Origin of the sequence: Pantoea sp. PNA 03-3 (assembly GCF_003201175.1) — a bacterium.
In the GTDB taxonomy this organism is placed as follows: domain Bacteria; phylum Pseudomonadota; class Gammaproteobacteria; order Enterobacterales; family Enterobacteriaceae; genus Pantoea; species Pantoea stewartii.
The window spans coordinates 770334-782651 of the sequence record NZ_QICO01000001.1; the positions used below are offsets into that span (position 1 = coordinate 770334).

Genomic DNA, 12318 nt, shown 5'->3' on the forward strand with positions numbered 1-12318 from the left:
CTTTTTTAAGCGCAATAGTGGGGGCAGCGTATAAACACAAGGGGAAAAGCCGTGAAAAAGAACAATGATAAACATTCATTTAAATCTCTGGCGACGCCGGTTTACAGAGGTTCAACAATTGTCTTCGAGGATTTTCAAAGTTTCGAAGAAAGAAAGAAAAGGCAGCCGGATGGATTCAGTTACGGCATTACGGGCTCACCCACCCACCGCGAACTGGAAAAATTAATTTCCGGTCTGGAAGGCAGCCGAAATACCGTTGTACTTCCTTCAGGCCAGGCCGCCCTGGTGCTGGTATTAATGTCAACATTGAAGGGCGGAGACCATATTATTGCGCCTGATTTCTGCTACGGGCCGTTACGTGACTTTCTAACAGATTATTTAGCACAGCTAAACGTTGAAGTTACATTTTGCCCACCGCGAGATACTGCTTTTATACAGAATGCACTATGTGACAACACCCGGCTGATCTTAATTGAGTCACCCTGTTCACTGACAATGGAAATACAGGATATTGAACAAATTGCCATGCTAGCGCGTCGACATAATATTCTCACGGTTGTCGATAATTCGTGGGGAGGTCCGCTGCTCTCCAGACCATTCAGATTTGGCGTGGACTATGTCGTCGAGGCGGTGTCGAAAATGATGAATGGCCATTCTGACATTCTGCTGGGCAGTATCAGCACTGTTGATAATGAACACCATGCCCGTCTCAGAAAGTTGCAGGATATTATGGGCATGTATGTCAGCCCCGACGACTGTTTCCTGGCGATAAGAGGGCTTGAAACGTATTCATTACGCCAGGAGAAACAGTCCACTTCGGCTGAGATTATTTCTCACTGGCTTGAGAAGCATCCTGCCGTGGCCGCTGTGTTTCATCCCGGACTGGCATCTTCCGAAGACAATCGTCTCTATAAGAAATACTTTGATGGATATGGAACTGTTTTTTCTTTAACGTTAAAAGATGAAAGTCGCCTCGAACGCTTCTTTGACAGCCTGACCCAGTTCAGAATTGGAGCCAGCTATGGTGGCACCAAAAGCCTGATTGCCTATTACTCGCCTGAAAGTCTGTCTTCCCGGCGTTATCACGACAGCACCGCCTCTATTATCAGGCTGTCTGTAGGCCTGGAAGACTGTCAGTTACTTATTAACGATCTTGATTCCGCATTGAATAAAATAATTTAAATAAACATAACATCCCCTCTTGAAATGGAGATTACCATGTCTTCCAGTACCCTTACGCCAAAAATAACCGGGAACACCGTTAAAACAGATATAATGTGGATTTTAGCCATTTATGGATGTGCCGTCGGAAGCGGATCGCTTTTCTGGCCTGTGAGTCTGGGCAGCGCCGGCTTATGGTCAATGATGATACTTATTGCTCTGGCATTTCCGGTTACTTATTTTACGTACCGCGTGCTTTCACTGTATATCTCGGCAGGAACGGTGACGAGAACGTCAAAAAGCAATCTTATCGACACAACCAACGAATTACTGGGAGGGAAAGCGGTAAAATTTCTTACCGTGGCGTACTTTCTCATTATGGTCCCATCATTGGCCGTTTATGCCATAACAATGAGCAATACATTTTTGGATTTTTTCAAAACGCAGATGGGGTTTCCTCCCTTAAACAGGGGCGCTACCGTTTTCGGAATAATCTTTCTGATGTCGCTTATTTCTTTAGGAAAAACAGAGACGATATTAAAAGTTGTCGGGGTAATCGTTTTCCCATTCATCCTGTCTTTGATTTTTTTTGGCATTATGTCAGTTCCACACTGGAATACTTCTTTCCTTACCGCGGAGGCGAATACAACGTCAATACCGGAGATTGCAAAATCCCTCTTCAATAACCTTCCGGTATTAATTTTTGCTTTCAGCTTCACGCCCATCGTCTCCAGCCTGGTTGCTCATTATAAACAGACCCACGGTGAACAGGCTTTCGAAAAAATAAATCAGATCCTCGTTCTTTCACTGATAGTCATCATATCAACAGTCGTCTTTTTCTCGCTCGGGTGTATCTTTTCCTTAACGCCGTCAGACATTAAGGAAGCGCGCCTTGAGAATCTGACATCGCTGTCAATACTGGCAAGAAAGTTTGACGCTCCCTGGCTTGCCATCTGTTCTCAGATAATTATATTTTTTGCGGCGATGAAAGCCTTCCTGGGTACGTTTATTGCCACGCGTGAAAGCCTGACTGGAATGGCGCTTAATAATTTCGGATGCAACGACGCCTTTTCAAACGGAACGGGAATGCGCCTTGTATCTGTCGTGGTCGTCTTTTTTATTACCATCATACCCACCATAGCTAATCTGGATGTTATTAACATCATCAAGTATTTTATGGTCCCCGTCAGCGTATTCATTGTTTTCTTTCTGCCTCAATATGCATTTTACCGAATCCCGGCATTGCGTCATCTTCGCGGTGGATTCATTAACTGGTTTGTCATCCTGACCGGAATATGTGCTCTGTTTGCAGGTGTTTTAACTATCATCAGGCACGTTTTCTGATAAAGTTTAACGCCTGAAATCAGGATGCTATTGTCGCCTCTTATTTTGCTGATCACTACAATAAGATCATTGTCTGTGTGATGATTGATCACCTGCTCTGCGCCCGTTAGCAGAGCAGGTTTAATGATAATGAAACTCGACTATCGGACGTAAAGCGGCCTGGGTTGCGTCGTTTTAAACCGCCTTTTACTCTGTAAACCCACCTTCCGGGTCAAATTCATAAACGATCGCGTTTGCATCAGCCAATCACACGGATCAATGCTCCGCGAATACGCATCATCACTCCCTCATAACGGTGACTACCCCACACTGCCGCGTTTTGCGCTGACATATGTGGCGAAAGTTTGCGGTCTGCTGAGCGTCAGTAAAGATGTTAATCAGGCGACGCGCCTGCTGATAGCATTGCCAGCCGCTTCTGCCGGATTTATGCACTGCGCCCTCCTCTCGTCTGTTCATGAACTCCAGTCAGGCTGCCGCCTGCTTCGGACGCACACTTAACCTTCCGGTGTCCGGCCAGACGGCCAGTCAGACGCTGGCGGGGGAGCAGGACAGCGCTCAGCCTACAGTGCGCCAACATTTTCGACGCGCCAAATGTGGCACAGGCATTAACGTACAGAGAGGGTTCAGTCCCCGGAAAACGGACGAAGAAGGGTTAAAGAGCACAGCGTCAGGCGAAGCCGTGATCCGTTACAGCACGCCACCCAGCGACGTTCGCTCAGTCCTGTGTCGGACGGCTGCGGATGGAAAGTGAAATATTAATTTAACAAAACAAGTGTGGAGCAAGCGGAGCGGTGTGCCGATAGTAAATTGTGGTTAGTAACTAAAAACACAGCAAAATAACAATTTAACAGAGAGAGCGCATGAAAATTTCCACCCGCCTTGCCGCCGGTTTCGGCCTTCTTATCCTCCTGTCTGCCATATGTACTGGCACTGCGCTTCATGCCCTGATTAAAGCGCGTGAAAGCCTGGATGATGTTGTTCGTTACAAAATGAAAAAAAGCCAGCTTGCCACCCTCATGCTCAGTGAACTGAAAGACATGGCCATCTCGGTGAGGACACTCGGCCTGCTCAGCACTCCTGAAGACATGAAACCTGCTGATGTACTCATGCAGAAGAGTAAAGCCGACTTTCTGACCAGCCTTGCAGAAATGCATCAGATCATGGAAGCAGACTCAACGCCAGCGGGTCAGGAAGCGCTGAAAAGACTGAACGACGCTCAGAACGCTTTTTTTACCGTTTTTGAAAATGCCAGACAGCTCGGACTCGCCAATCAGGACAAGGCCTTTATTGCCTATCTTGCAAAAGAGGTCAATCCGGTTCAGGACAGGATGCTCAGCGCCCTTACTGACCTGGTAAAAATACAGAAGAAGGTCAGCGTCACATCCGGAGAACAGAACAGTGCCGCCATCGCACATGCCTCACTCATCCTGATGTTGCTCGCTGTCGCATCCGTGCTCGTTGCGGCAGGCACCGGTGTTTTCATTACCCGGCTGCTGATGCGTCAGCTCGGCGGTGAGCCCGCACAGGCGCAGACGCTGGCTGCCAGCATCGCCGCAGGTGACCTGACCACCCCCGTCGCCCTTCGCCGCAACGACACAACCAGCCTGCTGGCCTCGCTGGACAGCATGCAGGCCAACCTGCGCGGCCTGGTGTCGCAGATCAAGGATGCCGCCGCCTCCGTGGCCCTGGCCGCCGACGAAATCGCCAAAGGTAATACAGAACTCTCTTCCCGCACCGAAGAACAGGCCGCCGCGCTGCAGGAAACCGCCGCCAGCATGGAGCAGCTGACCGCCACGGTGAAGAGCAATACTGCCGGTGCGCAGCAGACTGCGGAGTCTGCCCGCGAGACCGCGCGGACGGTCGACGCCGACAAGGCAAAGGTCACTGACATGACGGAGACGATGCATAACATTCAGGCAAGTGCGCTGAAGGTCCGGGATATTACGTCGGTGATTGAGAGCATTGCGTTCCAGACCAATATCCTGGCGCTGAACGCCGCCGTTGAAGCGGCGCGCGCCGGTGAGGAAGGTCGCGGCTTCGCCGTGGTGGCCGGTGAGGTCCGTACGCTGGCGCAGCGCAGCGCCACGGCAGCGAAGGACATCAAGGCCCTGATTGAACAGGCCGTGAGCCAGGTGGAAAGCGGCGTGGAGGTTGCCACTGGCACCGGGCAGAGCATCCTGAAAATCGTGGATATGGTCGGTGAACTGGCCGAATCCATGGACACGATTGCGCTGGCCTCGTCGGAGCAGATGCAGGGGATTTCGCAGGTCAGCGTGGCCGTGAGCCAGATGGACGGCGTGACGCAGAACAACGCGGCGCTGGTCGAGGAGTCATCGTCGGCATCCCGCTCCCTCTCTGAGCAGGCGCACGCCCTGCGCGGCATGGTGGAGGCGTTCCGTGTCTGACCATGATTTATCTTCCCCCACGCCGCAGGATGAAAAGTCCTGTGTGGCTGCCATCAGGGCGATGAAGGCTGATGTTGACGTCATATTAACGCAGCTCAGAAGCGGTCGTTACGCCAGTCCGGATACCTTCGTTAACAACTGGGGGTACCTGATAGACAAAGTAAAAGAGATGAAACCCATGCTCAGCAAGCCCGGCGTCACGGAGATGCTGCTGCATACGGATGTCATGCTGATGGCGGACCTGCTGGCCATCACTCACGCCGTGGAGATAATCGGGAACTTTATGGACTGTCTGGCTCGTCACGCCAGACAGTCGCCAAAAGACCCGGGTGACGGTGACTCAGTCTGAAAGCCCTCTGCCACCCAGGACGAGTTCACTGCGCTGCGTGGCATGATCGTTGCCAGAAAAAAGTACATCGTCTTTGCCTGGCCCGCCGTTGTTCATGCCGGTGGGCTTTTGTTGTCAGACGTGCGGGATGATTGACTCGTCACTTCATGGTTGCACGGCCTCATAGACAGCGTAGCACCACTGTAACTGTCAGCGCAAAAAGCCAGATTACCGGTCAGAAAGGGATCAGCCTCTCAAAATTTCAGATCTTTCTTATCTTTTTTGGCACAAAAGAAGCACTAATGATCAAGTAAATATAAAATGTTCACGATTTTACTTTACGTTTTGAAAAGACTGACACACACCAGCGCTACTCTACATAACGAGAAAAACCGATGAAAATATCAACCCGCCTTGCTGCAGGCTTCGGCCTGCTCATCCTTCTGTTTATTTTTTGCTCAGGAATTGGCGTTCATGCGCTCTATACCGCGCGCGATCGTATGGAGGACACCGTCAACATAAAGATGAAGAAATACCAGCTTGCCCAGGCGATGTTCACCAGTGTGCGGGACATGGGCGTGGCGGTCAGAAATATCGCCCTCCTCAGCACGCATGACGCAATGAAACCTGAGCTGGCTCGCCTGCAAAAGCAAAAGGATCTGTTTATGGCCAACCAGCAGGCGCTGAGCGACATAATGCAGTCCGATTCTACGCCGGCTGGCCGGGAGGCGATGAAGCGTATTTCTGACACGAGCCCACCCACGTTTAAAATTCTTGATGAGGCCGCCCAGATGGCGGTCGCTAACCACGACAGAGAGACAGCTGCCTTCCTTATCAATAATGTCCGGCCTGTACAAAACAAGCTGCTCAGTGCCCTCAGCGAAATGACGGATATACAGCAACACAACAGCCAGAGCGCCGTAAAAGAAAGCAGCGCCTCAGCCGCACGCTCTTCTCTTATGCTGATAGTGTTCGCTACAGCCTCTGTGCTCGTGGGGACAGGCGCCTGCCTGGTGATTATCCGGGTACTGATGCGTCAGCTCGGCGGTGAGCCCGCTCAGGCGCAGACGCTGGCTGCCAGCATCGCCGCAGGTGACCTGACCACCCCCGTCGTCCTTCGCCGCAACGACACAACCAGCCTGTTGGCCTCGCTGGACAGCATGCAGGCCAACCTGCGCGGCCTGGTATCGCAGATCAAGGATGCCGCCGCCTCCGTGGCCCTGGCCGCCGACGAAATCGCCAAAGGTAATACAGAACTCTCTTCCCGCACCGAAGAACAGGCCGCCGCGCTGCAGGAAACCGCCGCCAGCATGGAGCAGCTGACCGCCACAGTGAAGAGCAACACTGCCGGTGCGCAGCAGACTGCGGAGTCCGCCCGCGAAACCGCGCGCACGGTCGACGCCGACAAGGCAAAGGTCACTGACATGACGGAGACGATGCATAACATTCAGGCAAGTGCGCTGAAGGTCCGGGATATTACATCGGTGATTGAGAGCATTGCGTTCCAGACCAATATCCTGGCGCTGAACGCCGCCGTTGAAGCGGCGCGCGCCGGGGAGGAAGGTCGCGGCTTCGCCGTGGTGGCAGGTGAGGTCCGTACGCTGGCGCAGCGCAGCGCCACGGCAGCGAAGGACATCAAGGCCCTGATTGAACAGGCCGTGAGCCAGGTGGAAAGCGGCGTGGAGGTTGCCACTGGCACCGGGCAGAGCATCCTGAAAATCGTGGATATGGTCGGTGAACTGGCCGAATCCATGGACACGATTGCGCTGGCCTCGTCGGAGCAGATGCAGGGGATTTCGCAGGTCAGCGTGGCCGTGAGCCAGATGGACGGCGTGACGCAGAACAACGCGGCGCTGGTCGAGGAGTCATCGTCGGCATCCCGCTCCCTCTCTGAGCAGGCGCACGCCCTGCGCGGCATGGTGGAGGCATTCCGTGTCTGAAAAGGATGACATCGAGTACATGACTCTCGTCCTGAGACTAAAAGCAGATGTTGATGTACTTTTTACGCAACTGAAAAGCGGTGACTACAGCAGCCCGGATACCTTTGCCAACAATCTCCATCATCTGCTGCGAATGGTTAAGGACATTGAGCCCTTTCTGGCACAGTCCGGTCTTATTGATCGCCTGGCGCGTACTGATTTGCTGCTCACGGCAGATCTGCTGGGTATCGTCAGTTCGGTCGCCATACTGGGAAACTTTATTCACTGTCTTTCCCGTCAGGCCGCAAAAGAAACAACGGAGAAGCCGAAACCTGACGCGGGCTGAAATATGCCTGTCATGAAGTGCGAGTTAACTCTGATGTGATGTGGTTGTTGTCAGAAAGATACTTATCGCCTTCGGGCTGGCCCGTCGCGTTTATGCCGACGGGCTTTTTTTTACAGGCATAATGTCTGCCAGACAGCCCCCGCACCTGACTTCCCCTGCCCTTTCCTGCCTCCGGCCTGTCCGATCCTGTAGTGTGTTTCTTCACGGTCAGAAGACGCCCTGGACCAGACTGAATAAACAGACATTACCGGCTCACCGGGCGGACTATTCTTATCATTTGCGTTAGTCGCCATTTCCGGACCGGCAGCATTCGCTGACAGTCGGGTACACCGAAGCCTGCCGTGGCTGACGATGACACGGCATTGTCTCTGCTTGCGCCAGGCGCCTGCCCCCGCTGTACAGCACCAGCATGTGAATCCCTCCCTGTGGGCGCATTACGCTTCCAGATTTGACTACATCAAGACTCCGTGCGGCATCGTCATCAATAGAGGTATGAGCACCTTGACTCCCGTGCTGGCCGGACATTATCCGTTTAAACACAAAGCGCGCCATCTTCCTTACACTGTGACTTCCCACTCCTGTCTGCACCCCACACGAACCCCAGTGAAATCCTCCCTGAAGCGCAACGAAACACGTCAGCGTCATAACGGTTGCGCCACGCTTATCGGCACCTCGGATACCGACAAGGCAGGATTAAACGAACGACGGCTTTAAGCGTCTGAGCGGACGCCGCTTAGTGCATCATGACGACTGATGTATCAGATGGCAGGTCAGATGTTTCGTGTGCGCTGTTTTGCTTTTTTGCCGCGCCAGTACTCTTCAAGGTAAGGCAGCAATTCAAGCACCACTATTCCTGTAAGCACAGCCACGATATAGTGGCCTGGCAACGGGTCTGTTCTGAGTTTAAGTTCAAATCGTGCAGATTCCTCACCGAAACCAAACAGCGCCAAAAACTGCGGCCAGTGACGGGAAACCACCAGCAGAAGCGCCACTAAAGGTAGCATTTCCAAAAAACTGTGCACATGCTGCTCAACCGGTGAGACCCGCCTTGCGGTCACAGCATAAGTCACATCCCACAGCGCTGTTGCCTCATGGCAGAAAAACAGCACTATCATAAACGCAATGACTAACGCGTTTACCTCTAAAAAGAGGGCCGCGAGTAAGGGCAGGCCCATCTCCAGAAACATCAGAATATGAATATAGGTTTCTTTCAGACCGGTGGTGGTTTCGATATCAGTGGCTCTGTGACAAAGCCAGTCCGCAAACCCAGCAATAAGCCAGACAGGCAAAACAAAGTAGAGCAGCAGCAACATCTGAGGATCGGAAGAAGGAAGCATTTTACTTTACCTGTAAAGCTTAAATGAAAAAGCATAGACGCAGAGCGAGGGTGAGCAAGGCAACCGGGACAGGATGAGCAGGACTGCGCGCCCCAAACAACTACATAAGCAGGTCAGAAACGTCCGCTTCTGCCACCGCACAAACATTCATGCGTCAGACAAGCGACACTATCCTCGCGAACCTTGTATTAGAAACAGTGCCAGAGCAGCAGACGTTACCCTGGCAGAGGGGAACGACCGCCTTTACAGGCAAACATGGCGGGCTTACAAACCGGTTACTGCACCGTCTTCCCTGAATTATTTACCCTCAGTTGCAACGCAGCTCCCTCGACAAACGCTGAAGATGTCACCGCGCGTTATAAAAGCGGGGGGATGAAGTGTAAGCCGTACTTCTACAGGTCCTTGCACATATACACGCTTAAAGGATCGCTGATATAGGGAGGGAAAGCCTCACAAAGTCTGTAGCCGCATCGACGATACAGCGCTATAGCGGGCTGTTGATGAATGCCGGTTTCAAGGCGTAGCTGATAACAGCTGTTCTCTGACGAGAATTTTTCAAGTGAGGCCAGAATTTGCTCGCCGAGTTGGCGCCCCCGATATTCTGGACGAATGTAAACCCGTTTAATTTCGCCTACGTTGCCGTCCTGAAGAAGTAAAGTGCCACAACCAGCGGGCAGCCCATTAGCATCACGCGCAATGACGCAGCGCAGTTTCTTATTACTGACGGTGGAAAGGTCCAGGCAATGATGACTTTCTGCAGGATAAAGCGCGCGTTGAAACGCATCAAGTTCACTTACCAGGCAGGCTAACGCAGCGTCATCTTTATTTATTTCTGACAGGTAGAACATGATAGTCCTTTTCATTTTCGTCTGATGAAATCATCACGATATTTCAGACCTGTTTATATTGTTTGCCTGACTCAGCACATGATTAATGACGCAGGCCATCACCTGTCGTGCTCCATGCCGGGTTCTGGCGCATTATTTCAACAACCGGTCTCACGTTTAAAAAACGCGCTTCCCCCTTTACTGGCGTACAACAAGAAAATCACCCTACCTCCCTTCAATCAACGATAAACAGCGTTGCGCCCTGCATTGTCGTCGAGCGATGCGCTTCGGCATTGTCCGCCACCTGATAGCTCACGCCAGGCGTCAGGACAAACACTCGTCCATCCTCCAGTTCCGTGGTCATTTCGCCTTTCAGGCACAGAAGAATGTGACCTTTTAAACACCAGTGATCGGCGACATAACCTGGAGAGTACTCAACCATTCTCACCCGGATAGCGCCAAACTTTGCCACACGCCAGAGCGCGAAGCCGCATTCACCTTTATGGCGTTCTTCCTCGATCTGTGACCAGTCGGTTGTGCCAAAAGGGATATTTTCCATCTTCATTTTTTTATGCCTTATTCGCGAGGGTGAGTGACGTCACCTGGGGTATTTAAAGCGGAGCAGGCAGATAACGGCCGGCTCAGTAAACGCGACGCTTCAGCTTCAGGCCATTAAACCATTTCCTACCCTCTGCGCTCGGGTATGTGAGCCGTGAATACGAGTGGACTCGATGACAAACCTGGCGATAGTTAAACGGATCAGCGGATGGCTTTATCACTTTTCGGCTTTCTGTTTAGCTTTCTTAAACGTGTTATCTTTTCCCTGAACACCCGTACGTATTGACACTGCGTCCACGTAACGGTTTAGCGCAGCAAATTGCGTTTAATCCAGCGCCTCAGGGTTGATCACGTGGCTTGTGTCACCCTGGAAAAAACGCACCACATTGTCAAACGCGGTGCTGAAATAAAGCATGTAACTGTCCTTTTCAACATAGCCGATGTGGGGCGTGCAAAGTACGTTGGGCATCAATAACACTGGATGCGCCGGATCGTAAAGGGGCTCTGCCTCAAAGACATCCAGCGCGGCAAATCCCGGACGGCCCTGCCGGAGCGCGCTCAGCAGGGCGCCCTCTGCCACCAGCTCTGCCCGGCTGGTGTTCACAAACAATGCATCGGGCTTCATCTGCACCAGGTCGCTCAGCGTGATGTTGCCCTCGGTGGCGGCCACCAGCCGCTGATGAACAGTTATCACATCGCTGGTCGCAAAAAACGCCTCACGGCTGGCTGGCACGATTAAGCCTTCTTGCTGCGCTTCCTGTCGGGCGCGATCGCTGCCCCAAATCTGCACCTGCATGCCAAACGCGCGGGCGTAAGCCGCAATGCGCTTGCCGATTTTGCCGTAGCCCAGAATCCCTAACGTCTGTTTGTGTACACCCTGCCCCAGTTCTGCCTGCCAGTGTCCGGCACGCATGGCGTTAACGGCCTGTACGAACTTCCTGCGGGCCGCCATGATTAACAGCCATGTCAGCTCTGCCGGCGCAACGGGCGAACCCACGCCTTCCACCACCGCCACGCCAGCCCGGGAACAGGCTGCAAGATCGATATTGCGGGCGATCTTGCCGGTCTGGCTGATCAGCTTCAGTTGGGGCGTGCGCTGTAAAAACGCCTCGTCAATGGTGGTGCGCTCGCGAATCAGGATCAGGGCCTGAGCACTTGCCAGCGCTTTAGCGGTGGCGGGATCGCAATGGATATCCCCAACGGCGGTACAGTGAAAGGCCGGATGGCGTTTCAGGCAGTCCAGTCCTGCCGTAGCCAGTTGATAATCGTCGGGAATACATACCGGTATCGTCATCGTTACGCGCGCCTCAAGAGTCGGATTCGCTTTTCACTGCCGCCTGTAAGCAGTCTTACATCATTAAAACATCAACAGGGTTTCGTCAATCGGCTTCGCCGCATTCTGTCCACGCTTTTGAGCAAGGCGGACCCTGCCAACGGGTTGCGAAAAAAAGAGTGAATAGAAATCGCAGGACGCACGTTTACTCAGCAGAAATCTGAACGAGAGAACCCACGTCATGATTCATGCTCAACCCGTAAAACCCCGACAGCACGATGACCGGCTGACTCTGGCGCTGCACTGGATCACCGCCGCCAGCGTCCTCTTTTTATTCGCCAGCGCCCACATCTGGCAATGGCTGGAGCGCGGCACGCCGCTCAGGAAAGGCTTACAGTCAGTGCACATTTCCTGCGGTATTTTGCTGGCGCTGGTGATGGTGGTTCGTCCGGTCTGGCGGGTGATGAGTCAATGCTCGCCGCGTTATGCCCTGCCTGCGGCGTCGATATCCCGTCCGGCATCCATTCTGTCTCATTACGTGCACGGCGCGCGCTGTCTGTTGCTGTTCACGCAGGTTGTATTGGGTTTTCTGTTCCGCTGGACACAGCAGGAGCCGTTTCACTTTTTCGGCCTCTTTGAGCTGAGCGGGCGGGTCCATGTCGATCCCCTGTTTAAACATTCATTGAGGGAATGGCATAACACCATCGCCTGGACGCTGATCGTTCTGGCCGCGTTTCATGCCCTGGCCGCCCTGCTTCATCACTTTGTTTTCCGCGATAACGTGCTGCGTCGCATGCTGCCCGTTCGCCCCTTCCGTTAA

The 12318-nt window shown here is 52.9% G+C and carries 12 protein-coding genes; 8 read left to right on the forward strand and 4 right to left on the reverse strand.

Features of this window, described 5'->3' with window-relative positions; genetic code table 11:
• Window positions 1-51: 51 nt before the first annotated feature.
• The 7 genes from C7433_RS03535 to C7433_RS23525 all read left to right on the forward strand — a co-directional run bounded on the left by C7433_RS03535 (window position 52) and on the right by C7433_RS23525 (window position 8217).
• Entirely contained in the window at window positions 52-1182 is a 1131-nt protein-coding gene (locus C7433_RS03535; RefSeq protein ID WP_158281338.1) for a PLP-dependent aspartate aminotransferase family protein, read from the forward strand.
• 36 nt (window positions 1183-1218) lie between these two features.
• Window positions 1219-2505 carry an aromatic amino acid transport family protein gene (locus tag C7433_RS03540; RefSeq protein ID WP_033737918.1) on the forward strand — a complete coding sequence of 429 codons (1287 nt, stop codon included), beginning with the start codon at window positions 1219-1221 and terminating at the stop codon, window positions 2503-2505.
• An 860-nt stretch (window positions 2506-3365) separates the two neighbouring features.
• Complete coding sequence (locus C7433_RS03550; RefSeq protein WP_110267620.1) at window positions 3366-4910, forward strand: methyl-accepting chemotaxis protein; 1545 nt, start codon at window positions 3366-3368, stop codon at window positions 4908-4910.
• Complete coding sequence (locus tag C7433_RS03555; protein WP_233255748.1) at window positions 4903-5259, forward strand: hypothetical protein; 357 nt, start codon at window positions 4903-4905, stop codon at window positions 5257-5259. Before C7433_RS03550 ends, C7433_RS03555 begins: the two co-directional genes overlap by 8 nt.
• A gap of 374 nt (window positions 5260-5633) precedes the next feature.
• A complete protein-coding gene (locus C7433_RS03560; RefSeq protein WP_110267622.1) occupies window positions 5634-7178 on the forward strand; it encodes a methyl-accepting chemotaxis protein in 1545 nt (514 codons plus the stop codon).
• 19 nt (window positions 7179-7197) lie between these two features.
• Window positions 7198-7503, forward strand: coding sequence for a hypothetical protein (locus C7433_RS03565; RefSeq protein WP_133745163.1), 306 nt, complete (start codon window positions 7198-7200; stop codon window positions 7501-7503).
• 492 nt (window positions 7504-7995) lie between these two features.
• Window positions 7996-8217 (forward strand): hypothetical protein, encoded by a 222-nt coding sequence (locus C7433_RS23525; protein ID WP_146212547.1) that lies wholly within the window; start codon window positions 7996-7998, stop codon window positions 8215-8217.
• A gap of 56 nt (window positions 8218-8273) precedes the next feature.
• Here C7433_RS23525 and C7433_RS03570 read toward each other — a convergent pair whose 3' ends face one another.
• The 4 genes from C7433_RS03570 to C7433_RS03585 all read right to left on the reverse strand — a co-directional run bounded on the left by C7433_RS03570 (window position 8274) and on the right by C7433_RS03585 (window position 11519).
• Window positions 8274-8840 (reverse strand): hypothetical protein, encoded by a 567-nt coding sequence (locus C7433_RS03570; protein ID WP_058702773.1) that lies wholly within the window; start codon window positions 8838-8840, stop codon window positions 8274-8276.
• Window positions 8841-9232: 392 nt separating this feature from the next.
• The gene (locus C7433_RS03575; protein ID WP_110267623.1) at window positions 9233-9688 is read right to left on the reverse strand and encodes a GNAT family N-acetyltransferase; all 456 of its coding nucleotides are present in this window, start codon (window positions 9686-9688) and stop codon (window positions 9233-9235) included.
• Window positions 9689-9902: 214 nt separating this feature from the next.
• Window positions 9903-10232 (reverse strand): DHCW motif cupin fold protein, encoded by a 330-nt coding sequence (locus C7433_RS03580; protein ID WP_033738397.1) that lies wholly within the window; start codon window positions 10230-10232, stop codon window positions 9903-9905.
• Between the two features lie 318 nt (window positions 10233-10550).
• Complete coding sequence (locus C7433_RS03585; RefSeq protein ID WP_110267624.1) at window positions 10551-11519, reverse strand: D-2-hydroxyacid dehydrogenase family protein; 969 nt, start codon at window positions 11517-11519, stop codon at window positions 10551-10553.
• Between the two features lie 220 nt (window positions 11520-11739).
• Here C7433_RS03585 and C7433_RS03590 point away from each other — a divergent pair, with 220 nt between their 5' ends.
• Window positions 11740-12318 (forward strand): cytochrome b, encoded by a 579-nt coding sequence (locus C7433_RS03590; RefSeq protein ID WP_110267625.1) that lies wholly within the window; start codon window positions 11740-11742, stop codon window positions 12316-12318.